This window comes from Tenacibaculum pacificus (assembly GCF_027941775.1).
Lineage (GTDB): Bacteria > Bacteroidota > Bacteroidia > Flavobacteriales > Flavobacteriaceae > Polaribacter > Polaribacter pacificus_A.
The window spans coordinates 2,332,396-2,356,175 of the sequence record NZ_CP115917.1 but is presented as its reverse complement, the minus strand read 5'-3'; the positions used below and the strand labels follow the sequence as shown (position 1 = coordinate 2,356,175).

Below are 23,780 nucleotides of genomic sequence, written 5' to 3'. Positions count from 1 at the left end.
ACGTAACTATATTGCTTTTTATAATCATCAAAAAGGGTATATTTAGGCGATATTTTATGAAAAAAATAAGAAGAAATGATAGAGTTAGTAATAAAACATTTAAGTGATATTGAGATAGCACAAGCAAAAAAACTAAAGCATATTAAATATATTGCAACAAAACTGAACATAGTAGAAGACGATTTAGAAATGTATGGAAAATATAAAGCGAAGCTTCCTTTACATTTAATTGATGAACAAAAAATAGCACAAAACAACTTAGTTTTGGTTACTGCTTTAACACCAACACCTGCAGGAGAAGGTAAAACTACTGTTTCTATTGGTTTAACTGAAGGATTAAATAAAATTGGCAAACAAGCAACTGTTGTATTACGAGAACCATCTTTAGGACCTGTTTTTGGAATAAAAGGAGGAGCCGCTGGTGGCGGATATTCACAAGTTCTTCCGATGGAAGATATTAATTTACATTTTACAGGTGATTTTAATGCTATTGAAAAGGCTAATAATTTATTAGCTGCTTTGATTGATAATAATTTACAGAGTAAAACTAATAATTTAAATATCGATCCTCGTACTATTTTATGGAAACGAGTAATTGATATGAACGACCGTGCGTTGCGTCAAATAACTATTGGTTTAGGGGGTACAGCAAATGGTATCCCTCGTGAAGATGGCTTTAATATTACTCCGGCATCCGAAGTAATGGCAATACTTTGTATGTCGCTAAACTTTGAAGATTTAAAAGCTAGATTAGCAAATATATTTATCGGTTTTACTTTTGATAAAAAGCCTGTTTTTGCACGTGATTTAAAAGCACAAGATGCGATGGCTATTTTATTAAAAGATGCAATAAAACCAAATTTAGTACAAACATTAGAGGAAAATCCAGCAATTATTCACGGAGGTCCTTTTGCAAATATTGCCCAAGGAACAAACACTATTATTGCTACAAAAATGGGTTTGTCATTATCTAATTATGTAGTAACAGAAGCAGGTTTTGGAGCTGATTTAGGAGCAGAGAAATTTTTAAATATTAAATCACAATATGCAGGTTTAAATCCTAAATGTGTGGTTTTAGTCGCTACTGTTAGAGCATTACGTCATCATGGAGGTGTACAGAAAGAAGCATATAATACGCCAAATATAGTATGTGTTCAAGATGGATTTAAAAACCTTGAAAAGCATATAGAAAATATTCGTAAGTTTAACATTGAGCCAGTAGTAGCGATTAATTCATTTATTTCAGATTCTGAAGAAGAAGTGAATTTTGTTATTGAAGCTTGTGCTAAATTAGGAGTTGAAGCAGTTGTTTCAGAAGGATGGGCAAAAGGAGGTCAAGGAACTAAGGAATTAGCAAAAGCTGTGGTAAATGTTGTTGAAAATAAGGCAACACAATTTAAGCCTTTATACAATTGGAAAAGTCCTGTGAAAGAAAAAATAGCAACAATTGCTAAAGAAATTTACGGAGCAGTAGGAGTAACCTATGATAAAAAAGCAGAATTAAATTTACGTAGAATTAATCGATTAGGATTTAATGATTTTGCAGTTTGTATGGCAAAAACACAAAAATCTTTTTCTGATGATGATAAATTAATAGGAAGACCTGAAGGTTTTACGGTACATATTCGGGAAATTGAAATAGCAGCTGGTGCACAATTTATAATTCCTGTATTAGGAAAAATGATGCGTATGCCAGGTTTACCAGCAACACCTGCATCAGAAAATATGACTATTGATAATAATGGTGTAATTTCAGGATTATCTTAAAGTTATTTATAAAATAAAAAAGCAACTTTTTTGAGTTGCTTTTTTATTTTATAATAGTACAAAACTTAATTATACACCACGTTGTTTGTTAATTTCATCTTGTAATTGACGTCTTAGTTTTTGTTCTTTATCAATCGAATTTCTTTTGTATTGTTCAAATTCATTTTCAATACCAACTAATAAATTTTTAGTTTCTTTAGTAACAGAGTTACTGCTATTAAATTTAAAAATGAAAAAAGCTAAACCAATTAATAATCCACTTATAATACTCCAAAGAATAGTATTATAGGTTGTTTTATCTAAGTAAAACCCTCCAATTGAAATTGCATCTTCTTTTTGAACAGATACTGATAAATTGTTTTTTAAAGAGTTAATTTCTTCTTTTAAAGTATTGGTATTTTTTAATTGAAGATCTAATTGAAGCTGTTTAGCAACGACATCTTTTTTGATAGCAACGACACTATCTAGTATGTTTTTTTGAAAACTGATAAAATTTGTACGTTTAATCAGTTTATATTCTTGCCAGTTATTAGATAATCGATACACTTTTGTAAACTGATTTTCTATGGTATTAGGCAATGAATCTACTTGAGTTTTAGATAAACGCTTTTGTGCAGAAATTTGCTGCGTTATAAGAATTAGTAATAGGATTCTTAAAATTTTCATTGATTAGAATTTTATGTAAAGATTGAATCTAATAGGTTTAAAAAAACCCAAACGTTTAAGTTTGGGTTTTTAGTATAAGCAAGTATATGAAACTTATTTTACTTTTTCTACAATGGCCTTAAAAGCTTCTGGATTGTTCATCGCTAAATCAGCTAAAACCTTACGGTTTAATTCGATACTATTAGCTTTTACTTTACCCATAAACTGAGAGTAAGACATTCCATACTGACGTGTTCCAGCGTTAATACGCTGAATCCATAATGAACGGAAGTTTCTCTTATTGTTTTTACGGTCACGATAAGCGTATGTCATCGCTTTTTCTACCGCATTTTTTGCTACTGTGTAAACGTTTTTACGTCTTCCAAAGTAACCTTTTGCTGCCTTCAAGATTTTTTTCTTCTTCTTCTTGAGGCTACTGAATTTACTGATCTTGGCATAATTCAAATGTTTTTTGTAGTAGGCGATCGAATATTCGATACTTATTTGAGCCTAACTCCATGGTTAATAATTAAATTCCCTGTATAAAGAATTATCTTAAAACTAATTGTTGCTTAATATTTGCTACATCAGATTTGTGTACTAATGTTGCATGTCTTAAAGCAAGTTTACGTTTTTTAGACTTCTTTGTTAAGATGTGGCTTTTAAAAGCGTGCTTTCTTTTTATCTTACCAGAACCTGTTATTTTGAAACGTTTCTTGGCACTAGATTTTGTTTTAATTTTAGGCATTTCTGTTCTTTAGTTTATCTTGCTTATATATTGTGAACGATTTTTAATTTATTTAGCCTTTTTAGGCGCAATAAACATAATCATACGTTTCCCTTCTAATTTTGGCATTTGTTCTACTTTACCGTATTCTTCTAATTCTTGAGCTAATTTTAATAATAAAATCTGTCCTTGTTCCTTAAAAACAATTGAACGCCCTTTGAAGAAAACAAATGCTTTTAATTTTGCACCGTCTTGTAAAAACTTAATAGCATGTTTCTTTTTAAACTCATAATCATGCTCATCAGTCTGAGGTCCGAAACGAATCTCTTTTACAATAACTTTTGTTGCCTTTGATTTTAAAGCTTTATCACGTTTTTTTTGTTCGTATAAAAACTTTTTATAATCAATAATTTTACAAACAGGAGGTACTGCTTTAGGTGAAATTTCAACTAAATCTAACTCTTGTTCAATTGCCATTTCTTTGGCTTTTTCTAAAGGATAAACACCAACTTCGATGTTTTCGCCTACAAGACGAACTTCATCAACATATCTAATTTTTTCATTAATTCTATGTTGATCTTCTTTAATTACCCTTAGCGGTCTACGTCCGCCTCTTCTTCTAATTGCTATGACTCATGATTTTAGGTTATTACTATTATTTAGTTTCCAAAAGGAACTAATGTTTTGTTAACTTCGTTTTGTATTAACTCAATAAATTCAGCGATAGTGAATGTTCCAATATCTCCTTCACCGTGTTTTCTTACAGATACTGTTCCGTCTTGCTCTTCTTTTTCGCCTATAATAACCATAAATGGAATTTTGCTCACTTCTGCATCACGAATCTTTCTTCCTGTCTTCTCACTTCGGCTATCTACCAGGGCGCGAATTTCGGAATTTTCTAACAAAGTTAAAACTTTTTTAGTATATATTTCATATTTATCACTGATTGGCAATAAGATAACCTGCTCAGGAGTTAACCAAAGAGGGAAATTTCCTCCTGTATGCTCCAATAACACAGCGATAAAACGCTCCATAGATCCAAAAGGTGCTCTGTGAATCATTACTGGTTCGTGTAATTGATTATCGGCTCCTTTATAGGTTAATTCGAACCTTTTAGGTAAGTTATAGTCCACTTGAATGGTTCCTAACTGCCAACTTCTGCCTAAAGCATCCTTCACCATGAAGTCTAATTTAGGTCCATAAAATGCTGCTTCACCTTCTTCAACTATAAAAGCTAAGCCTTTATCGGTAGCTGCATTAATAATAGCTTGTTCTGCAATTTCCCATGTTTTAACATCTCCAATATACTTATCAGGGTTGTTCATGTCTCTAACAGAAACTTGAGCTGTAAAATCTTTAAAACCTAAAGATTTAAATACATAAAGTACTAAATCAATTACATCTTTAAATTCTTGATCTAATTGTTCTGGTGTACAGAAAATATGTGCATCATCTTGAGTAAAACCTCTTACACGAGTTAATCCGTGTAATTCACCACTTTGTTCATATCTGTAAACTGTTCCGAATTCAGCAAAACGTTTTGGTAAATCTTTATATGAATGTGGTTTAAAATTATAAACCTCACAGTGATGAGGACAGTTCATCGGTTTCAATAAAAATTCTTCCTCCATTTTAGGAGTTTTTATTGCTTGAAAACTATCAGCACCATATTTTTCATAATGCCCAGAAGTAACGTATAATTCTTTTTGCCCAATATGAGGTGTCATCACCATTTCATATCCAGCCTTCTTTTGTGCTTTCTTTAAGAAATCTTCTAAACGACCTCTAAGTGCAGCTCCTTTAGGTAACCATAAAGGTAAACCAGCACCAACTTTTTGTGAAAATGTAAAAAGCTCTAATTCTTTTCCTAATTTTCTATGATCACGTTTTTTAGCTTCTTCTAATAACTCTAAATACTCGGTAAGCATTTTTTGTTTTGGAAAAGAAATTCCGTAAATACGTGTTAATTGATTGTTTTTTTCATCACCTCTCCAATAAGCACCGGCAACGTTCATCACCTTAATTGCTTTGATGATTCCTGTGTTAGGAACATGACCACCTCTACATAAATCTGTAAAATCACTATGATCACAAAAAGTAATATCTCCGTCAGTTAAATTTTCAATTAACTCTACTTTATATTGATTTCCAGCTTCTTTATAGTAAGCTAAAGCATCCGCTTTAGAGATAGAACGCAATTTAAATTCACGCTTTCCACGAGCTAATTCTAAAAATTTCTTCTCAATAGCAGAAAAATCTTTTTCAGAAATAACACGTTCTCCTAAATCGATATCATAATAAAAACCATTATCAATTGCAGGACCAATTGTTAATTTAGCATCAGGATGAAAGGTTAAAATAGCTTGTGCTAATACGTGAGCAGAAGAATGCCAAAATGCTTTCTTTCCGTCATTATCATTAAAAGTATATAATATTAAAGAACCATCAGTGGTAAGTGGGGTAGTGGTTTCAACGGTTGTACCATTAAAATTTGCAGAAATCACATTTCTAGCAAAACCTTCGCTTATACTTTTGGCAACATCCATTGATGTGCTATTTACTTCAAATTCTTTAATACTCCCGTCGGGTAGTGTAATTTTAATCATTGTATATGTGTTATGTTTAATTCCCTTACAAGTGGGAATTTTAGAACTACAAAGATATCGTAAATGCATTTTTTATACAATATATATCAGGTATTTTAAAATGTTATTTTTTAAAAGAATATTTTGAGTGTAGTAGTGAATTTTAATACGTATTTATTTCTTTTAAACCGAACGAAAGTTATCAGTATAATTATTAAATGTAAAAAAAATAATAAAAGAGTTGAATTTATAGACTCAAAAAGCTTCTCTTTTTAGAGAAGCTTTTTGAAATTGTTTAATTAGAATTACTTAGTTTTAGTAAATCTAAAACATTATTATATTTTGGAGCAAAAAAGAAATCTTCTAACGTTTCTTTAAGTTTACGTTTTTTTAAATTTGGATGATTATTTTTTTCTTCAGTCTGATAAGGAGTATTTTTAAGTATTTCATTTTGATATAAATTTTGATATGAATTGATAAATGTGATAAATTCATTATCAAAATTACGCTCCTTTAAAATTAGTTGATTATAATTCATCGGTTAAGCTTTTTGTGTATTTGTTTAATAATTTTCGACTCAGAGCTAAATTTGCTTTTTTAGAATCTACTGCTAAATAAATAAAATATTCGCCAGAAGGAGCAATATTAATTACATGTATTTGTTCATCTAAATTAAAATGTATATCTCTTAAGTTTTCATTTAAACCTAAGGCTTCTATTGCTTTTCGTTTTGCATTTATTATTTCTACATTATAGGCAGAGGCTAATGCTGTATCAAATTCAGCAACACTTGAATTTGAAATAAGGCATTCACCAGAAGACATTTCAGCTACACTAATAGCTATATAACCAGGTATATTGTCTTTCGCGTTACGTACTAATTCATCTAAAAGGTTTTGCATTTTATTTATTTTATAGTGGTTTATTTAATTCTTTTTTTAAGATTAGTTCTATTAATGATAAATTTAAATTATCGTCAGATAACAGAGCTAAAATTGATTTGTTGTATTTAACTAATAATATGTTTTGATTATTCGATTTTAATATAATCTCATTTAATTCAGTATTATAAAAAGAGTTTAAAAAATGGTTACTCATATTAAAAATAGCTGTATTAAAAGCTGCCGTTTTATCTTTTAATTTATTAGACTGATTTTCTTCAGAATAAAAATCAATAATATTACCCTTTTCATTAATAAGGTAAATGGCTTTCGAATTTGTTTGTGAGATTAGTCTTTTTAAATTCATTTATATTTATTTAATCTAAATAAGAGTGTAAATATAGGTGCTTTATTTTATTTTTTAACTTTTTTTGTTGAAAAATAAAATAAGCTTAAGTTAAAATCGATAATTAAATAATACTTTAAAACTGAGATGTATCTAATTTTTATTTATGGTTAATAAGGATTTATTAAGAGCCTGTTTAAATTTTATCTAAAAAGAGTCTTATAGCCTGAGAAATTGAATCTGTCAAACTGAATTTATTTCAGTTTCACATCCTGATTTACCGTATTTCTTCAATTTATGTGATTCTGAAATAAATTCAGAATGACGTTTATATCTTAAAAAAGATATTTTATTTGAAATTTAAACAGGCTATATAAAAGTAAGCAAAGAATTTTTTGAGTAATTAAATGATAGAAGTAATGTTCAAAATGATTGAGTTTGGAAAATAGATAAGATATCAAGTAATATATTGAATAAAATATACTTTGGATAAAGAGGAAGGAGAGTAGGTGTGATTTGTTGTAAAAAAGAAAAAGCCTCTCAAATAAATGAGAAGCTTTTGCGGTCTGGACGGGACTCGAACCCGCGACCCCCTGCGTGACAGGCAGGTATTCTAACCAGCTGAACTACCAGACCGTTGCTTGTAGCAATACTTTTAACTTACTTAACTAATTGCGGTCTGGACGGGACTCGAACCCGCGACCCCCTGCGTGACAGGCAGGTATTCTAACCAGCTGAACTACCAGACCGTTGCTTTTAGCTTTGTACTTTTACTTAAAATAATTTAGCGGTCTGGACGGGACTCGAACCCGCGACCCCCTGCGTGACAGGCAGGTATTCTAACCAGCTGAACTACCAGACCGTTGCTAATTACTCTAAGCGAGTGCAAATATAAGACCTTTTTATGGAATGAAAAAAAATTATTTCATTTTTTTTTGTCTGCTAACAATATAAGTTGTTAATATTTTATCATATCCTTCATTAATATCTACTGGGATATAATCAATTTTATATTGTAAGCATTTGTTTTTTAGGTTTTTGAAAAACAAACTACTGAGTTCTGTATATTCTTTTTGAATGTTATCAGGATGTAAATTTATTTCTTCTCCTGTTTCAATATCTACAAAGTTTTTCGGAGTATTATCAAAATCAAATAACAATTCTGTTTTTTTATCATAGGTATGAAACAAAATTACTTCATGTTTATTGAATTTTAAATGCCTTAAAGCATCAAAAAGTTCTTCTTCATTTTTTGTTGTTTGAAGCATATCAGTAAATAAAAAAATCAAAGAACGACGATGTATGTTTTCTGCTATTTCACGTAAATATTGATAAGTTTCTGTTGTAGCCTTAGATGTTGAGACTAATAAATTATCTAATTGATTCAATAACATTTTACGATGACGTTCGCTTCCTTTTTCAGGAGCGTAGTATTCGTAGCTATCAGAATAGATACTTAAACCGACTGCATCTCGTTGTTTTTTTAATATTTCCATCAAAGAAGCAGCAGCAACTACCGAAAAACCAATTTTATTTAAATTATCAATTGATTGACTTTTAACAATAGGGTAGTGCATCGATGCCGAATTATCAATAATAATATGACACCTTAAATTTGTTTCTTCTTCGTATTTTTTTATGTAAAGTTTTTCGGTTTTAGCAAATAGTTTCCAATCTATATGACGGGTACTTTCGCCTTTATTATATAGCTTATGTTCTGAAAACTCTACAGAAAAACCATGAAACGGACTTTTGTGTATTCCTGTAATAAAACCTTCTACAACTTGTTTTGCAAGTAATTCAAGGTTTTTTATTTCTGAAGAAGTAGTATTTAGGTCAATCATAGTGCATCTAAAATAAAAAAAGGTTTGACGCTAGCCAAACCTTTTCAATGATATATTATAATTGTGCTATTTATAAAGCAGCATCAATTTTATCAGTATATGCTTTTTTAGGAGCTGCACCAACTTGTTTGTCTACAACTTCACCATTTTTAAATACTAATACTGTAGGAATATTTCTTACACCATATTTAGCAGCAAATTCTTGGTTGTTATCAACATCAACTTTACCAACAACAGCTTTTCCTTCGTATTCAGAATGAATTTCATCAACAATAGGTCCTACCATTCTACAAGGTCCACACCACGCTGCCCAAAAATCAACTAATACTGGTTTGTCTGATTTTAATACTAACTCTTCAAAGTTTGCATCTGTAATTTCTAATGCCATAATTTTATGTTTTAATTAAGTTATAGTCTTGTTTCTACACTACAAAAGTAATCAAATATTTTACCAATACAATTCTACAAAAATTACTTTTTGTTATCATAGCATCAATAGTTTCTATTTCCTTGGCTGTTTGTTTTTGTGTGTGTAAAATAATCAATAACTTAGCGCCATAATTTTCGAGGAAAAATTTGACTGATTGCAACCTCATTGAACATAAGTTCATAATAAAAAAGCTAAAGCAGTAATTTTCTACTCCTTTACGCGACCAAGCAATCCAAGTTTTTCCTTTTTATCTAATTTTTAAAATATAATTTTATGTCATATTTATTTACTTCAGAAAGTGTTTCTGAGGGACATCCAGATAAAATAGCAGATCAGATTTCTGACGCTTTAATAGATAATTTTTTAGCTTTTGATAAAGAATCAAAAGTTGCCTGTGAAACATTGGTTACTACAGGTCAAGTAGTTTTGGCTGGTGAAGTAAGATCTAAAACATATTTAGATGTTCAAAAAATTGCAAGAGATGTAATTAACAAAATTGGATATACCAAAGGAGAATATATGTTCGATGGTAGTTCTTGTGGAGTTTTTTCTGCAATTCATGAGCAATCACCAGATATTTATCAAGGTGTTATAAGAGGAAATCCTGAAGATCAAGGAGCAGGAGATCAAGGAATGATGTTTGGTTATGCAACTGATGAAACGGAAAATTATATGCCTTTAGCTTTAGAGTTATCGCACCGTTTATTAATTGAATTAGCTGAATTACGTAGAGAAAATAAGGATATCGATTATTTACGTCCAGATGCTAAATCGCAAGTAACTATTGAATATTCTGATGATAATGTGCCTCAAAGAATTGATGCAATTGTAATTTCTACACAGCATGATGATTTTGATGAAAGTGACGAAGTTATGTTAGCTAGAATTAAATCTGACATTGTTTCTATCTTAATTCCTAGAGTTGTTGCTAAATTACCAGCTAATTTACAAAAGTTGTTTACTGATAGTATAACGTATCATATTAATCCAACAGGTGTTTTCGTAATTGGAGGACCTCATGGAGATACTGGTTTAACTGGTCGTAAAATTATTGTTGATACTTACGGAGGAAAAGGAGCACATGGTGGTGGAGCATTTTCAGGAAAAGATCCTTCTAAAGTAGACCGTTCTGGAGCATATGCAACACGTCATATTGCTAAAAATTTAGTAGCTTCAGGATTATGTAAAGAAGTTTTAGTACAAGTTTCATATGCTATTGGAGTTGCAAAACCTACTAGTATTAATGTTGAAACTTACGGAACTTCAACTATTGATAAAACAGATGGAGAAATCAGTAAAATAGTAGAAACTATTTTTGATATGCGTCCTTATTTTATTGAAAAACGTTTGAAGTTAAGAGCTCCTATTTATTCTGAAACTGCTGCTTACGGGCATATGGGTAGAAAATCAGAAATTAAAACAGTTACTTTTACAAATCCAATGGGTGAAACTGTATCTGAAGAAGTAGAAACATTTACTTGGGAAAAATTAGATCACGTAGATAAAATAAAAGAAAGTTTCGGTTTATAGATTGATTATGAGTTTTATATAGAGAAAATACCTGTAATTTTGTTGCAGGTATTTTTTTATGTCTTATTTTCGTTCAAAATAAATTGAAAAATTATGAAAAATTTAAAAGATGTATTAGCAATCGGTTTAATAGTCGGATTAATGAGTGCTTGCACGAGTTCTGCTACAGAAGATTTTGATGACATTAATGGAAATGTAAAGAAAAAAACATTAAAATCAATTACAGCTATAAACCCAGTAGAAATTCAAGAGTCATTATCTTCTAATTTTTTCTATGATTCTGATAATAAATTGATGAAAATGTCAGGAACAGAAGGGACTGAATCTATTTCAATGGATTATAAAAATGATGGAACTTCTATTAAAGGAGGAAATAATGAGGGGGATTCAGAAAGTTTTTCTATAGAAGAATTATATAAAGCACCTTATAATGTATATGAAACAGGAGAAGTTTTAGCATACGATGCTAATAAAAACCCAAGTAAAATTGCATTTCGTGATAAAGTTTATGATTATGAAACAAATACTTATAGTGTAGAAACTCAAATTGCAGAAATGACTTATGACGATAAGCCAAATTTATATTTTGCTACTTTAGAATCTGCTGGTCTTGTTGAAATTTTAGATGGTGTTTCTTTAGATTTTGGAATAAATACACAAGCATCAGAGATTATTAAAGCAAGACAATTATTACCTACTAACAATTTAATAAAAGTTGTATATAAAGATGCTGATAGTGAGGTTTTAGGGAGTTTAAATATCGATTATACTTATGATGCTGACGGATATCCTGTAAAAGGAACTGGTACAGCAATAAACGATGAAAATGAAACTATTAGTATTGATGTTGTTTATAGTTATAACTAATTTTTAAAAAGTACTTAAAAAAAATCCTTGATACAAATTGCATCAAGGATTTTTTTATGAAGTTTACTGAAACTTATTTTATCTGAAGAATATAAGGCATTCTAGCTTGAATTCCTTTTAATTTTTTCATCTGATTGATGTTGTTATATAACTGATAATTTTCATTACCTAAAGCTTCTTTTAAAATATCAACTTTTGATGCTTTTGCAAAAAGAGAGAAGTTTAAAGCTTCTTTTAAATCTTTTTTATAAACAGGATAGTTACGAACTCTATAGTTTTCAATTTCGGCTAATTCAGCAGCAACAGCAATTGCATCATCTAAATTACCAAGTTTATCAACTAAACCTTTCTCAAGTGCTTCTTTACCTGTCCAAACTCTACCTTGCGCAACATCGTTAACTTGCTCAAAAGTCATGTTACGACCTGCTGCAACACGGTTTACAAAAACAGTATAAATCTGTTCAACACCTTCTTTTGTTACATTATAGAATTTGTCGTTTATCGGTTCAAAAACACTATAATTAGGATTGCTATTTGTTGATACTTGTTCTGCATTAATTCCAATATTATCTGCAAATTTATTAAAGTTAGGAATTGCTCCAAAAACACCAATAGAACCTGTAATTGTTGTTGGTTCTGCAATAATTTTATCTGCATTACAAGCAATATAATAACCACCTGAAGCCGCTAAATTTCCCATAGAAACCACTAAAGGCTTTTCTTTTTTAGCTAATTCTAATTCACGCCAAATTAATTCTGAAGCTAAAGCACTTCCACCAGGAGAATTCACACGCAATACAATTGCTTTCACATTTTTATCTTTTCTAGCTTTACGGATTGCTTTGTTGGTAACTTCTTGTCCAATAATATCTTCATTTCCTTTGGCATATCTGATTTCTCCTTGTGCATAAATAACCGCAATTTTATTTTTTGCAGATGAAGAAACTCGTCCTTTTCCTGATTTGATATAATCACCTATAGAAATGGTATTTATTTTTTTATCAGAATTTAAAGCTAATTTTTCTTTGTATTGATCTTCATAAATAATGGCATCAATTAAATTATTTTCTTTTGAAAGATTGGCATTTCTACCATTCGCATTATCTGCAATTATATTTAATTTTTCAATAGAAATATTTCTACTTTTAGAAACATCCGAAGTAATTTCAGACCAAATAGATTTTAAAAGCGACGTTGTTTGTTCACGATTAGCATCACTCATTTCATTTAATAAATAAGGTTCTACAGCACTTTTGTATTTTCCATGACGAATCACTTCCATTTTAATTCCGTATTTATCTTCAAAATCTTTATAATATAAAACTTCTGTTGATAATCCTTTAAAATCAATAGCTCCAACAGGATTTAAAAATAAACTATCGGCAACAGAACTTAAATAATAGTTTTTTTGAGTATATACATCATTATAAGCATAGACAAATTTTCCACTTTCTTTAAATTCTTCAATTTTATTCCTGATTGCTTGTGTTTGTGCAATACCAGCGTTTACAGCTATTGTTTTAATACTGATTCCTGTAATTCTTGTATCAGTTTTTGCATTTTCGATAGCATTTATTATCTTATTCAAAGCTAATTTTTCATCGGCTAATTCTAAAATTTCGGCTAACGGATTATCTTCTTTCGGAGCATAATCTTTTACAGGTGTAGATAAGTCTAACTCTAAAACCGAATTTGATTTTACTACTATTTCTTCTTCTGATCCCATTACAGCAGCTATAGCTATAAAAAATAGAAATATTAAAAAGATGGCTATAAAAAAACCAAAAATGGATGCTAATAAGTTTCGTAAAAAGTTCATATTAATGCGATTATTTTTTTAGCAAATATACAGATTTACACCAAGCTTTAAATATTAGCGTAAAGTCATTCTAATTAGTTCTTAAAATCAATATTAATAATGATAGCTTCTTTAGTAGTTGTATTATTTTTTATCATTTAAAGTAAAATTTTGTGAGTATAAAATGTAACAGTAAGAATAATAAATAGGGAATTATATTTTATAAATTTCATAATAGATAAAATCCATACTGATAAATTTGTGTAAATTATTTTATTTTTTATTGATATTTAACACTAGTTTTAATCTTTAAATAGTTAAAAATGATGAAAAGATGTTTTTGGGTAAGTGATGATCCCTTGTATATTGAATATCATGATACCGAATGGGGAGTTCCAGTATATAATGATGTAATTCTATTTGAGTTTTTAATTTTAGAAACTTTTCAAGCAGGTTTAAGTTGGATAACAATATTGAAAAAACGAGAAAATTTTAGGCAAGCTTTTGATGATTTTGATTATCAGAAAATAGCTGTTTATAATGATGATAAATATGAAGAATTACTTCAGAATTCAGGAATTATAAGGCATAAATTAAAAATTAAGTCGGCAATTTCTAATGCAAAATTTTTTATGGATATTCAAAAAGAATTTGGCTCTTTTTCTGATTATATATGGAGCTTTGTTGATGGAAAACCAATAAATAATACTTTTGATAAAAAAGAAGATGTTCCTGCGACTACTATTTTATCTGATGTTATATCTAAAGATTTAAAAAAACGAGGATTTAAGTTCGTTGGATCAACTATAATATACGCATATATGCAGGCAATAGGTATGGTTAATGATCATACAACCGATTGTTTTAGATATGAAAATTAACGAATCAAGTATCAGAAAAATAAATAGATAAAAAGGTGCTTATTTTTTATCAAAAAAAAAGAAAAGGTGATGGCGAAAAAAACAAAAGACCCTGGGTTTGGTTATAATTCTCAAGAAAATAAAAGAGGACTTATTAATAAAGACGGAAGTTCAAACGTAATACACATCAATAAAAATTTTAATATTGATGATTTGTATACTTATTTTGTAGAAATGTCTTGGGGTAAATTTTTCCTTGTAGTTTTTATTAGCTATACTTTTTTAAATATTATTTTCGGACTTTTATATACTTCAATTGGTATTGAACAAATAACACCATCGAAAGGAAGTTTTTTTAGAGATTTTTTAAATGGATTCTTCTTTAGTGCTCAAACATTAACAACCGTAGGTTATGGAGGTATTGCTCCCAAAGGAATTACAGCAAATTTAATCGCTGCTTTTGAAGCAATGTTAGGTTTGTTATCATTCTCATTTATAACAGGTTTATTATATGGACGATTTGCAAAACCAAAAGCGGCTATTCGTTTTAGTGAAAATTTATTATTAAGAGATTTTAAAAATCATAGTGCTTTAATGTTTCGATTAATAAATAACAGAAAAACAGTTATGATTGAGCCTGAAATAAAAGTCACTTTAGTTTTAAATGAAAAAAATGCAGCAGGAAATTATCAAAGAGAATTTCACGAATTAAAATTAGAACGAGATAATATAATGTATTTGCCAACCGTTTGGACGGTTGTTCATGAAATTGATACAGAAAGTCCGTTATATAAATATACAAAACAAGAAATAGCAAAAATGGATGCTCAAGTATATATTTTACTTAAATATCATGAAGAGTCTTTTGGGCAACATGTATATCAAGCAACTTCTTATAGTTTTTCAGATTTAGAAATAAACAAAAAGTATGTTCCTTCTTCTCATTTTGATAAAGAAGGATTTACTATTTTAAATCATGAAAAATTAAGTGAAGTAGAAAAAATGAATTAACCTTTAATTAAATATTTTGCAAGAAATAATAAAGCAATAGCAGTTACAAGACCTATAGCTACAAATAAAGCCGTATTTTTATAATATTTCTTATTATTTTTAGCATCTTTTATATAGCTATAAAACATAGCTATAATAAAAAAAAAGGCAAATAAACATGAAAAAATAATTCTTCCTGTGGTAAATTCTATAGTTGCAAAAGGAATAAACATAAATTGTATTTTCGGCAAAGTTAAAGAATGATTTTATAATGAAGATAGCTAAACAGGTAATTGTTTTTTGATGTTTATTTTAAAGAATAAAAAATTAGGTAAAAAATCATATAAAAATGAAACATAAAATAAAATCAGTACAAGAATTTCACGAAGCATTTAAAATAAATATTCAAAATAAACCAACTATTGCTATTTCTGAGGATAGAAAAAAATTGCGTTTTGAGTTGATGAAAGAAGAAAATGAAGAGTATTTAGAAGCTGCTAAAAACAACGATTTGGTTGAGGTTGCTGATGCTTTAGGCGATATGTTATATATTTTATGCGGAACTATTATTGAACACGGAATGCAAGATAAAATAGAAGAAGTATTTAATGAAATTCAACGTAGTAATATGAGTAAATTAGGTGAAGATGGAAAACCTATTTATCGTGAAGATGGTAAGGTTTTAAAAGGACCTAATTATTTTAAACCAAACATCAAAGAAATTTTAAAATAGTATCAGAATAAAAAAACCTTCTGAATTATCAGAAGGTTTTTTGTGAAATTATTCTTCAAAAATGCGTTCTAATTCTGATGTTAACGTATTTACATTATTAACCATTTTAAGAATAACACCATCGGAATTTATAATAATATGTGTTGGATATTGTTTTACTTTTAATTCTTTAGACATATATCTTTTTTGATCAGGAATTGTAACATATTTAAAAGGTTTCTTTTTTAAGAATTTTTTCAATTTATCTTTTTCATTAAAAGCTAAACTAATAAATTGAATATCTTTATCTTTATAGATATCTACTAAATCATTTAGTTTAGGAAACTCTTCTACACAAACTTTACAGTTAATAAACCACGATTTTAAAACGGTTATGTTTCCTTTACTAACAGCTTTATTATGTGATTTTCCTTCTAAATCAATAAAATCATATTTAGGTAATTTTTTACCTTCCATTTTAAAATATTGATGTGCCATATGAGCTTTTCTAATAATAGCTTTTTTTATTTTTTCATTAACAGGTTCTTTAATAGTGGTCAATTTATATTCTAGAATTTCTTCTTTTTCAGGTTTAACAACAACATAAGCACCTGTTCGTAATAATGTCAAAAACATTCCTTTTTCGATTGAAGTTCCTTCGTTATCAATAGGATTAAAGGTAGACATTAAGTCGATGTTTTCTTTCATATAGACATTCCAGTTATCATAACTATCTTGCATATTAGTTGTGTTAACTATTGTTTTTGTAGCTGTTGTATTTTCATCTTCAACTTTTTCTGGATTGTCATTTTTGGTAGTTGTACCTAAAAAGCTATTTAAGGTAAACAACGATAAAGCTGTACCTACTATAATAGACAACAATATTAGGAGGATATTTTTCATTCTTTTTCAGAGATTTTTTTAAAAATAAAGTTGATAATACTAATATAGTCTTTTTTATTTGGCTGATTTAATAATGAAATAAAAAAAGCACCAAGTAAAACTTGATGCTTTTTTTATTTAAAATATTTTGTATTAAAGTTGAACTCTCCAACCGTAAGGATCTTCTACTTTATTTGTTTGTATATCTGTAATATATTTTTTTAAGCTAGTTGCATACCCGTCAGTTATTTTAGGTAATTCGTAATCTTCATTTTTATATCCAAAACCAGAAATAGGTGAAATAACAGCTGCTGTTCCTGCACCAAACATTTCTTTTAATGAACCATTTTTAGATGCTTCTACAACTTCACTAACTGTAATTTGACGAACTTCTACAGGAATATTTTTATCCTCTGCAATTTGAAGAATACTTTTACGAGTAATACCATCTAAAATTCTATCACTAGTAGGACTTGTAATTAAAGTATCGTTAATTCTGATAAAAATATTCATTGCACCAGCTTCTTCAATATACTCATGAGTATTATCATCAGTCCAAATAACTTGCTGATATCCTTTGTCAGTAGCTAATTTTGTTGGATAAAACTGAGCAGCATAGTTTCCTCCAGCTTTTGCAAAACCAACACCACCATTTGCAGCACGAGCATATTTTTCTTCAATTAAAACTTTTATATCTCCCGAAAAGTACGCACCAGAAGGAGCAGCACAAATAATTAATTTATAAGAATCAGCAGGAGATGCATGAAAACCTTCTCCTGAAGCAAATATAAAAGGACGAATATATAATGAGCTTCCTTCTTTAGTAGGAATCCATTTGTTGTCAATTTCTAATAATTTTTCTAAACCATCCATAAACAAATCTTCTGGAATTTGAGGTATTACCAAACGTTCCGCAGATTTATTTAAACGCTTACAATTATCTAAAGGACGAAATAATAATGTATTATCATTATCATCTTTATATGCTTTCATTCCTTCAAAAATAGATTGTCCGTAATGGAATATTTTTGCAGAAGGATTTAATGAAATTTCTGCATAAGGTTGAATAGAAGGATTGCTCCATTTTCCGTCAATATAATCACAGACAAACATGTGATCTGAAAAGATACTTCCAAATGTTAAGTTGTTAAAGTCTACTGTATCAATCTTTGATTTTTCTACAAGTTCAACGCGAATATTAGATTTCATAAAAAAGGTATGTGTTTATGAAGGCAAAAATACAAAAATAGTATGTCATTTAACAATAAACAGAAATGACATTATTAAAAATAACATATATTTGACACCATTATTTTTTTAAGAGTCATTTTTTAATATCTTAACAAAGATAAATAGCATCTCTTTTTAACGAAGGTGTATTCATAAAATAAAATTTTTTATTATCAAAAGAGAAATAATTATTACGTCTGATGGTTCAACAACTATCCATTTACCTGATTGGAATGAGCAATATCATTCTAAGCATGGAGCTATTCAAGAAGCATATCACGTTTTCATAAAAAGCGGATTAGCATTGCAAACAAAACCAGAAATTTCAATTTTAGAAATAGGTTTTGGTACTGGTTTAAACTGTTTTATTACTTTTTTAGAAAGAGAGTCTGAAAGTATTAAAAAGATTAATTATGTTGGAGTAGAAGCGTATCCTGTAATAAATGAGGAGGTTAAAAAACTAAATTACGTAGCAGAATTAAATGCTGTAAAACATCAAGCTATTTTTGATAATATGCATGATTTTTCTTGGGATAAAAAAAATGAAATTACACCTGATTTTAGTTTAACTAAGCGTCAACAATTTTTTAAAGATATTGATGATAAAGAACAGTTTGATTTAGTTTATTTTGATGCTTTTGCAGCAGAACATCAACCTGATTTATGGACGGAAGCAATTTTTAAAAGTATGTTTGAAGCTTTAAAAGAAAACGGAATTTTGGTCACTTATTGTGCAAAAGGTAGTGTACGACGTGCGATGCAAGCCGTTGGATTTATAGTTGAACGCTTGGCAGGTCCTCCAGGAAAAAGAGAAATGTTACGTGGTATTAAAAATATTTAAGATAGAGTTTTGTTAAATTTAATAAAAGCAGTGATAAAAATCACTGCTTTTATAGTTTAATATTTCGTTATCATTTTTAATTGATAATTCAAATTGTATCCAGCAATTTTTGTGAAATTAGTTGAACTAAACCAACCATTACTAGAACCTCCCCATCCCCAGTTCAATTGTGTAAATTATATGTAGTATCATTAATTTTTTCATAACCATCACATATCCACATGTGTCCTATCTTATGATTGTTAATGTCATTTCCACTTAAAAGAACAATATTATTAACTTTTAATTGCTTTATAAGGTATTCTGAATCATATGAATGTTGGTAGATATCTCTATATCGAAATTTTAGTCTTAATACTTCTTTAATATCTGAGTATTTCGTGTATGTTTCATCACATTTATAATTTATACTATTAGGTTTTAATTTTAGATTATTATGGATGTCTTTTATTAAATCTTGAGTATAGATAGTTGATTCATTATCAAGCATTAAATCCCATTTATAATAAGTGGTTGGATATTTAGAATATTTTGGGTATTTAAAATATTTCATAAATTGAGCAACTGCAATGGGTACACAACCTGCAGCAACTTTTTTATAAGTATCCCCACATTTTATATTATCTAATGAGTTATTAAAACCATTGGTTTGAGACCATTCTGTAGTGGTTAAAGGACCAACTTTGGTGATTTTTTTGGTGATTCCTTTTGCCAAAGTAAGTTGTTTGTTAAATATTTTATTTTGTATCTCATTTGGTTTCCAACTATTTTTTTGCTCTTTAGATTGTTTTATATCAGAATTTTGAAGTTTAGATATATTGTTTTTTGTGTTTTTTATCCAAAATCCTAATCCTTTTGGGTATAAAGATTTTTGATCTTCTATAAGAAAATTATTTTTTTCAGAATAGGCTAAAATAGGCTCAGATTTATTATCTGCAGCTAATAAAACAAATCCTCCATTTTTATAGTTAACTACATAAAAAGAGGTTATATTTTTATTGCTTTTTACAGGAGTAATAGTCTCAATAATTTTGTTTTTTCCTTTTGAAAAATTTAATTTACTTGCAATATCTTTAGCTTTAGATAAAGATATAAAACTTTTAGGGGTGGTAGAATTTTTTAAGTTTAAATCATCTTGTTTAGAGCAAGAAGAAATAATAAAGGTTAATATTAATAGTGTTAGTTTTAATAAAATTGATAATTTTTTCATCTTAAATGTTATTAATTAGAATTTATTTAAACAATGTTTATATAGATACAATCGAAATTGTTTTTACCCTATCTAAAAAAATAAAATTATTTTTTATAGAAAGTAAAAATGATTTAATAGTAAAAAATTGAGATGTTTAATTTATCTTCGATTTAAATTTTTTGATTAAATAAATAATGGAATTTAAAAGACGTTTTGGTAGTCGTAAAAAAACAGCACCTAAAAAAGGATTATATTTAGTAGTGGTACTTATCGTTATTTTGTACTTGTTTTTTAATGTAGATAAAATAATCGGAAGATTTTTATAGATGAAGCCATTCCAATTTAAAGAATTTTCAGTACATCAAGATAAAACAGCTATGAAAATTGGTACAGATGCCGTTTTATTAGGTGCTTGGTGTTCATTAGGTGAATACCCAGATACGCTTTTAGACATCGGTTCAGGTACAGGAGTTATATCGCTAATGTTAGCACAGCGAAGCGATGCTATGACGGTTGATGCTGTTGAAATTGATGAAGAAGCCTATGAGCAAACTGTGGCTAATTTTGAGGAGTCACCTTGGGGTGATCGTTTGTTTTGTTACAACAGCTCTTTTACTGATTTTGCTCAAGAAATAGCAGAAGAAGAGGAGCAATATGATGTGATAGTTTCGAATCCGCCATTTTATACCGATACTTACGAAACAGCAAGTGAAGCCAGAAACAAAGCCCGTTTTACTTCTTCTTTATCTTTTGAAGAACTAGTAAAAGGTGTTGCTGAAATTTTATCAAAAAAAGGAATTTTTTCAGTAATTATTCCTTTTAAAGAAGAAGCTAATTTTGTCAGTTTAGCTTTAAAATCAAAGCTATTTTTAAATAAGGTTTGTCATGTAAAAGGTAATGAAGTTTCTGAAATAAAAAGAAGTTTATTGGCGTTTTCTTTTAATGAAAGAGTAATTGAAAAAGAAACTTTAATTATAGAAAAAGAAAGGCACCAGTATACTGATGCCTATATAAATCTTACAAAATATTTTTATTTAAAAATGTAAAATATATATTATTCTTTAGCACTGTAATCAAATTCGGTACTTAAAAATTTATCAGCTATTTCATTAAATGTTTTTGCATTATTACGTGGTATTCCGTGATTAGAACCAGGCATTATACATAGTTGTGCTTTAGGTAAATTATTAAATATTTCAACAGCATGTTCGTTTTTAATAATATCTCTATCACCAATAGTGATTAATACAGCTGCATTAATTTTTTTTAAGTCAGCATGACTTATATCTGGTTGATCTAATAATAGTTTGTCTAATTGTAATTCTTTTTCCCAGTTTTTAGAGTGATCACCTTTTTTAATCATAGCTATTGTTTCTGAGTGCATTTCTTTAACTTGGTCAATTGCCCAACTATTAACAGCAGTAGTATCTAGTCTTAAATTGACACCCATTGTAACTATTTTTTTGATTTTAGTTTTATTGTTGATACCCATTTTTAAGCCAACAATTCCGCCATCACTCCAACCAAGAATATTTATAGAGTCTAGTTTTAAATGTTTTATAAGTCCATCTAAATCTTTAGCCATTAAGCTGTATGTTAAGTTTTTTGTTTTTAATTCAGATTTCCCTTGACCTCTACTATCTACAGCAATTACTCTAAATTTATCTTTAAAATAATCAATTTGATATTCCATCGCTTTAATATCAGCACCACAATTATGAATTATTAATAAAGGTTCGCCTTCTCCATATTCTTCAAAATAAATTTTTGCTTTATTTATTTTCACATATTTTCCGACTGCTTTATTGTTTCCGTAAGGTGTTTTAAATTGAGCTTGAGTATTGATATTGCTCATTAAAAAAATAAAAAGAGGTAAAATAAGTTTTAGCAATGTTGTTTTTTTCATAAGTTGTTTTTTATTAAAATATAATTCTTTTAGTTAATCATATTTAGCGATGCAATAATAGTAGGAAATATGTTAATAATCAAGCTATATTTATTCTTTAAAATTCTTCATTTTTTGTACAAACAACCTTATTTTTTTAAACAAAAATATTCATTAAAAATACATATTATCATTTAGGCGATATGTGTTTTATTATCAAAAAAAATATTAGAAGCAATTTCCCGCTTTCCGCACTCGCTTTTTTTATTTTTTTGAAGGAAAAAAATAAAAAAGAGCTCAAACAATTGCTTCAATCAGGGCTAGGCATTTTACTAAACTAGAATAACTACACAATTTTTTATATTTTAAAAGCGCAATACTATTTTAAGGATGCATCTTTTTATTTATCCTATAAATTAAAAAAATAGCAAGTACACCACCTAAAAAAGAAACTAGGCTATTTAGCACAAACAATGGATAATTAATTTGCTCAAATTGTATTATAAATTTAGGACTAAAGCCTAATCTTCCGAAAGATTTAATTAAAAAAATACTCCCAAAAACTCCCGAAATGGTATTTCCTGTAAATCCAAAACTATATTTTTTAAAGAAATATGCTGTACTATTTGCCCCAAATATCCCTATAAAAATACTGATTAGAGAAATTAATGTAGCTGTCATATTTATAGGGTTTTAATGTCCGTAATCCATGTTGTCTATTTTTCCTCCCATGATCTTTTTTTGTACAATCATATATACAAAAAGCAAGATAAAACCAATTACGCCCCAATAAGTTGCTACTGATAATCCGTAGGCTGTTGTAGCTGTATTATAAATAGTTAAGGGATCATTTATATTATTTGTTGATGGTAAAATTACAGGAAATATTGATGCTAATGAAGATGTTATTCCACCAAGAATCAACAAGGTCGAAAAAGTAAATGCATATATTTCCTTCTTTAATTTTTGAATAAAAAATAAGCCAATTAATCCTGTTAAATAAATAACCGGAAAAATCAATAAAAAAGGGTTTTTAACAAAATTATTTAATGAATTTGGGTTTACAATTTGCCAAAGAATTAATGAAAATATGGTTAAGCCAATCAGCAAAATATTTAATTTAAAAACTGTTTTTTTTAGTTTTTTGTTAATTGATGAATTTGTTTTTAAAACAATCCAATTTGCTCCGTGAATAGCCAAAGTAACCACTGAAATAATTCCTATAACAAGGGTAAACCAATCAATAACACCAGGGTTTTCATTTAATGGGCTAAAACTACTGTTCCAAAGAGGTAAGAAAAAATAGTGTGCTTCATAAGTTGAAACACCATTTTCTACGCCTCCTAAATTGACACCTCTAACCACATTTCCTAAGGCAATTCCAAAAAACAATGCAAGCAATAAACTTGAAAATCCAAAAGAAGTATCCCAAATATCTTTCCACATTTGAAACTTAAATTGTCCTCTAAATTCTAAACCAATCGCTCTAAATATAATCAACCAAAGTACTATTATTAAAGGCAAGTAAAAACCACTAAATACCGAAGCATAAAATGTAGGAAATGCCATAAAAAGCATTCCGCCTGCAGCAACAAGCCAAACTTCGTTAGAATCCCAAAATAAGCCTGCCGATTTTGTAATTACTTCTTTATCTTTTTCAGTTTTAGCCATAAATAAATGAATAATACCTGCACCAAAATCATAGCCATCTAAAATAAAAAAAACGGTTAAAACGATTGCGATGATTATAAACCAAAATACTTCCATA

Annotated in this window: 26 protein-coding genes, 3 tRNA genes and 1 pseudogene; 9 read left to right on the top strand and 21 right to left on the bottom strand. The window is 28.6% G+C overall.

Annotated elements, in window-relative coordinates:
* The first annotated feature begins 90 nt into the window (after positions 1-90).
* Positions 91-1,767, top strand: coding sequence for a formate--tetrahydrofolate ligase (locus PG913_RS10775; RefSeq protein ID WP_271232169.1), 1,677 nt, complete (start codon positions 91-93; stop codon positions 1,765-1,767).
* Positions 1,768-1,836: 69 nt separating this feature from the next.
* On the opposite strand, the gene PG913_RS10770 is transcribed toward PG913_RS10775, so the two are convergent.
* The 13 genes and pseudogenes from PG913_RS10770 to trxA form a co-directional block, all read right to left on the bottom strand.
* Complete coding sequence (locus PG913_RS10770; protein WP_271230706.1) at positions 1,837-2,433, bottom strand: hypothetical protein; 597 nt, start codon at positions 2,431-2,433, stop codon at positions 1,837-1,839.
* A gap of 93 nt (positions 2,434-2,526) precedes the next feature.
* Positions 2,527-2,870 (bottom strand): annotated as a pseudogene (gene rplT / locus PG913_RS10765) (50S ribosomal protein L20).
* A 92-nt stretch (positions 2,871-2,962) separates the two neighbouring features.
* Complete coding sequence (rpmI, locus tag PG913_RS10760; RefSeq protein ID WP_271230705.1) at positions 2,963-3,160, bottom strand: 50S ribosomal protein L35; 198 nt, start codon at positions 3,158-3,160, stop codon at positions 2,963-2,965.
* Positions 3,161-3,208: 48 nt separating this feature from the next.
* A complete protein-coding gene (gene infC / locus PG913_RS10755; protein ID WP_271232168.1) occupies positions 3,209-3,727 on the bottom strand; it encodes a translation initiation factor IF-3 in 519 nt (172 codons plus the stop codon).
* Between the two features lie 71 nt (positions 3,728-3,798).
* Positions 3,799-5,745, bottom strand: coding sequence for a threonine--tRNA ligase (gene thrS, locus PG913_RS10750; protein ID WP_271230704.1), 1,947 nt, complete (start codon positions 5,743-5,745; stop codon positions 3,799-3,801).
* Between the two features lie 274 nt (positions 5,746-6,019).
* Positions 6,020-6,262 (bottom strand): hypothetical protein, encoded by a 243-nt coding sequence (locus PG913_RS10745; RefSeq protein ID WP_271230703.1) that lies wholly within the window; start codon positions 6,260-6,262, stop codon positions 6,020-6,022.
* Positions 6,252-6,626: a hypothetical protein gene (locus PG913_RS10740; RefSeq protein WP_271230702.1), complete on the bottom strand. Its 375-nt coding sequence runs from the start codon at positions 6,624-6,626 to the stop codon at positions 6,252-6,254. The genes PG913_RS10745 and PG913_RS10740 overlap by 11 nt, the downstream gene beginning before the upstream one ends.
* A gap of 10 nt (positions 6,627-6,636) precedes the next feature.
* Positions 6,637-6,972: a hypothetical protein gene (locus PG913_RS10735; RefSeq protein WP_271230701.1), complete on the bottom strand. Its 336-nt coding sequence runs from the start codon at positions 6,970-6,972 to the stop codon at positions 6,637-6,639.
* A 541-nt stretch (positions 6,973-7,513) separates the two neighbouring features.
* Positions 7,514-7,587: transfer RNA gene (locus PG913_RS10730), tRNA-Asp, on the bottom strand.
* Between the two features lie 39 nt (positions 7,588-7,626).
* Positions 7,627-7,700: transfer RNA gene (locus PG913_RS10725), tRNA-Asp, on the bottom strand.
* A 39-nt stretch (positions 7,701-7,739) separates the two neighbouring features.
* Positions 7,740-7,813, bottom strand: a tRNA-Asp gene (locus PG913_RS10720).
* A 58-nt stretch (positions 7,814-7,871) separates the two neighbouring features.
* A complete protein-coding gene (locus PG913_RS10715) occupies positions 7,872-8,795 on the bottom strand; it encodes a DUF58 domain-containing protein (protein WP_271230700.1) in 924 nt (307 codons plus the stop codon).
* A 70-nt stretch (positions 8,796-8,865) separates the two neighbouring features.
* A complete protein-coding gene (trxA, locus tag PG913_RS10710; RefSeq protein ID WP_271230699.1) occupies positions 8,866-9,183 on the bottom strand; it encodes a thioredoxin in 318 nt (105 codons plus the stop codon).
* A 315-nt stretch (positions 9,184-9,498) separates the two neighbouring features.
* Here trxA and metK point away from each other — a divergent pair, with 315 nt between their 5' ends.
* Positions 9,499-10,755, top strand: coding sequence for a methionine adenosyltransferase (metK, locus tag PG913_RS10705; protein WP_271230698.1), 1,257 nt, complete (start codon positions 9,499-9,501; stop codon positions 10,753-10,755).
* 93 nt (positions 10,756-10,848) lie between these two features.
* A complete protein-coding gene (locus tag PG913_RS10700) occupies positions 10,849-11,622 on the top strand; it encodes a hypothetical protein (RefSeq protein WP_271230697.1) in 774 nt (257 codons plus the stop codon).
* A gap of 73 nt (positions 11,623-11,695) precedes the next feature.
* Here PG913_RS10700 and sppA read toward each other — a convergent pair whose 3' ends face one another.
* Positions 11,696-13,441, bottom strand: coding sequence for a signal peptide peptidase SppA (gene sppA / locus PG913_RS10695; protein ID WP_271230696.1), 1,746 nt, complete (start codon positions 13,439-13,441; stop codon positions 11,696-11,698).
* Between the two features lie 302 nt (positions 13,442-13,743).
* Between sppA and PG913_RS10690 the strand changes: the two genes are divergently transcribed.
* Both PG913_RS10690 and PG913_RS10685 read left to right on the top strand, forming a co-directional pair.
* Complete coding sequence (locus tag PG913_RS10690) at positions 13,744-14,301, top strand: DNA-3-methyladenine glycosylase I (RefSeq protein WP_271230695.1); 558 nt, start codon at positions 13,744-13,746, stop codon at positions 14,299-14,301.
* Between the two features lie 69 nt (positions 14,302-14,370).
* Entirely contained in the window at positions 14,371-15,291 is a 921-nt protein-coding gene (locus PG913_RS10685) for an ion channel (RefSeq protein ID WP_271230694.1), read from the top strand.
* Here PG913_RS10685 and PG913_RS10680 read toward each other — a convergent pair.
* Positions 15,288-15,521 (bottom strand): hypothetical protein, encoded by a 234-nt coding sequence (locus tag PG913_RS10680; protein ID WP_271230693.1) that lies wholly within the window; start codon positions 15,519-15,521, stop codon positions 15,288-15,290. The two genes, PG913_RS10685 and PG913_RS10680, sit on opposite strands and share 4 nt — an antisense overlap.
* A 98-nt stretch (positions 15,522-15,619) precedes the next feature.
* Between PG913_RS10680 and PG913_RS10675 the strand changes: the two genes are divergently transcribed.
* Complete coding sequence (locus PG913_RS10675) at positions 15,620-16,003, top strand: nucleoside triphosphate pyrophosphohydrolase family protein (protein WP_271230692.1); 384 nt, start codon at positions 15,620-15,622, stop codon at positions 16,001-16,003.
* Between the two features lie 48 nt (positions 16,004-16,051).
* Here the strand turns inward: PG913_RS10675 and PG913_RS10670 are convergent, their stop codons facing one another.
* Both PG913_RS10670 and PG913_RS10665 read right to left on the bottom strand, forming a co-directional pair.
* Positions 16,052-16,885 carry a TlpA family protein disulfide reductase gene (locus PG913_RS10670; RefSeq protein WP_271230691.1) on the bottom strand — a complete coding sequence of 278 codons (834 nt, stop codon included), beginning with the start codon at positions 16,883-16,885 and terminating at the stop codon, positions 16,052-16,054.
* A 132-nt stretch (positions 16,886-17,017) separates the two neighbouring features.
* Positions 17,018-18,073: a branched-chain amino acid aminotransferase gene (locus PG913_RS10665; protein ID WP_271230690.1), complete on the bottom strand. Its 1,056-nt coding sequence runs from the start codon at positions 18,071-18,073 to the stop codon at positions 17,018-17,020.
* A gap of 193 nt (positions 18,074-18,266) precedes the next feature.
* On the opposite strand from PG913_RS10665, the gene mnmD reads away from it, so the two are divergent.
* On the top strand, positions 18,267-18,935 hold the full coding sequence (gene mnmD, locus PG913_RS10660; RefSeq protein ID WP_271232167.1) for a tRNA (5-methylaminomethyl-2-thiouridine)(34)-methyltransferase MnmD: 669 nt from the start codon (positions 18,267-18,269) through the stop codon (positions 18,933-18,935).
* A gap of 163 nt (positions 18,936-19,098) precedes the next feature.
* Here the strand turns inward: mnmD and PG913_RS10655 are convergent, their stop codons facing one another.
* Positions 19,099-20,145, bottom strand: coding sequence for a C10 family peptidase (locus PG913_RS10655; protein ID WP_271230689.1), 1,047 nt, complete (start codon positions 20,143-20,145; stop codon positions 19,099-19,101).
* Positions 20,146-20,321: 176 nt separating this feature from the next.
* On the opposite strand from PG913_RS10655, the gene PG913_RS10650 reads away from it, so the two are divergent.
* Together PG913_RS10650 and PG913_RS10645 are read left to right on the top strand one after the other, a co-directional pair.
* Positions 20,322-20,453, top strand: coding sequence for a hypothetical protein (locus PG913_RS10650; protein ID WP_271230688.1), 132 nt, complete (start codon positions 20,322-20,324; stop codon positions 20,451-20,453).
* Entirely contained in the window at positions 20,454-21,173 is a 720-nt protein-coding gene (locus PG913_RS10645; RefSeq protein WP_271230687.1) for a tRNA1(Val) (adenine(37)-N6)-methyltransferase, read from the top strand.
* 8 nt (positions 21,174-21,181) lie between these two features.
* On the opposite strand, the gene PG913_RS10640 is transcribed toward PG913_RS10645, so the two are convergent.
* The 3 genes from PG913_RS10640 to cydB form a co-directional block, all read right to left on the bottom strand.
* Positions 21,182-22,033 carry an alpha/beta fold hydrolase gene (locus tag PG913_RS10640; protein WP_271230686.1) on the bottom strand — a complete coding sequence of 284 codons (852 nt, stop codon included), beginning with the start codon at positions 22,031-22,033 and terminating at the stop codon, positions 21,182-21,184.
* A 363-nt stretch (positions 22,034-22,396) separates the two neighbouring features.
* Positions 22,397-22,693, bottom strand: a complete 297-nt coding sequence (locus PG913_RS10635; RefSeq protein ID WP_271230685.1) for a hypothetical protein — start codon at positions 22,691-22,693, stop codon at positions 22,397-22,399.
* Between the two features lie 12 nt (positions 22,694-22,705).
* Positions 22,706-23,779 (bottom strand): cytochrome d ubiquinol oxidase subunit II, encoded by a 1,074-nt coding sequence (gene cydB, locus PG913_RS10630; RefSeq protein WP_271230684.1) that lies wholly within the window; start codon positions 23,777-23,779, stop codon positions 22,706-22,708.
* Between the last annotated feature and the right edge of the window lies 1 nt (position 23,780).

Bases quoted from the DNA above. Each gene is read 5' to 3' on its own strand.
- PG913_RS10645 (WP_271230687.1), top strand. From the start codon at position 20,454: ATGAAGCCATTCCAATTTAAAGAATTTTCAGTACATCAAGATAAAACA.
- rpmI (WP_271230705.1), bottom strand. From the start codon at position 3,160: ATGCCTAAAATTAAAACAAAATCTAGTGCCAAGAAACGTTTCAAAATA.
- PG913_RS10640 (WP_271230686.1), bottom strand. From the start codon at position 22,033: ATGAAAAAAACAACATTGCTAAAACTTATTTTACCTCTTTTTATTTTT.
- PG913_RS10745 (WP_271230703.1), bottom strand. From the start codon at position 6,262: ATGAATTATAATCAACTAATTTTAAAGGAGCGTAATTTTGATAATGAA.
- PG913_RS10655 (WP_271230689.1), bottom strand. From the start codon at position 20,145: ATGAAAAAATTATCAATTTTATTAAAACTAACACTATTAATATTAACC.
- PG913_RS10670 (WP_271230691.1), bottom strand. From the start codon at position 16,885: ATGAAAAATATCCTCCTAATATTGTTGTCTATTATAGTAGGTACAGCT.
- PG913_RS10740 (WP_271230702.1), bottom strand. From the start codon at position 6,626: ATGCAAAACCTTTTAGATGAATTAGTACGTAACGCGAAAGACAATATA.
- PG913_RS10650 (WP_271230688.1), top strand. From the start codon at position 20,322: ATGGAATTTAAAAGACGTTTTGGTAGTCGTAAAAAAACAGCACCTAAA.
- thrS (WP_271230704.1), bottom strand. From the start codon at position 5,745: ATGATTAAAATTACACTACCCGACGGGAGTATTAAAGAATTTGAAGTA.
- PG913_RS10685 (WP_271230694.1), top strand. From the start codon at position 14,371: ATGGCGAAAAAAACAAAAGACCCTGGGTTTGGTTATAATTCTCAAGAA.
- PG913_RS10770 (WP_271230706.1), bottom strand. From the start codon at position 2,433: ATGAAAATTTTAAGAATCCTATTACTAATTCTTATAACGCAGCAAATT.
- PG913_RS10735 (WP_271230701.1), bottom strand. From the start codon at position 6,972: ATGAATTTAAAAAGACTAATCTCACAAACAAATTCGAAAGCCATTTAC.
- cydB (WP_271230684.1), bottom strand. From the start codon at position 23,779: ATGGAAGTATTTTGGTTTATAATCATCGCAATCGTTTTAACCGTTTTT.
- trxA (WP_271230699.1), bottom strand. From the start codon at position 9,183: ATGGCATTAGAAATTACAGATGCAAACTTTGAAGAGTTAGTATTAAAA.
- PG913_RS10715 (WP_271230700.1), bottom strand. From the start codon at position 8,795: ATGATTGACCTAAATACTACTTCTTCAGAAATAAAAAACCTTGAATTA.
- PG913_RS10635 (WP_271230685.1), bottom strand. From the start codon at position 22,693: ATGACAGCTACATTAATTTCTCTAATCAGTATTTTTATAGGGATATTT.
- PG913_RS10690 (WP_271230695.1), top strand. From the start codon at position 13,744: ATGATGAAAAGATGTTTTTGGGTAAGTGATGATCCCTTGTATATTGAA.
- PG913_RS10700 (WP_271230697.1), top strand. From the start codon at position 10,849: ATGAAAAATTTAAAAGATGTATTAGCAATCGGTTTAATAGTCGGATTA.
- PG913_RS10665 (WP_271230690.1), bottom strand. From the start codon at position 18,073: ATGAAATCTAATATTCGCGTTGAACTTGTAGAAAAATCAAAGATTGAT.
- PG913_RS10675 (WP_271230692.1), top strand. From the start codon at position 15,620: ATGAAACATAAAATAAAATCAGTACAAGAATTTCACGAAGCATTTAAA.
- metK (WP_271230698.1), top strand. From the start codon at position 9,499: ATGTCATATTTATTTACTTCAGAAAGTGTTTCTGAGGGACATCCAGAT.
- sppA (WP_271230696.1), bottom strand. From the start codon at position 13,441: ATGAACTTTTTACGAAACTTATTAGCATCCATTTTTGGTTTTTTTATA.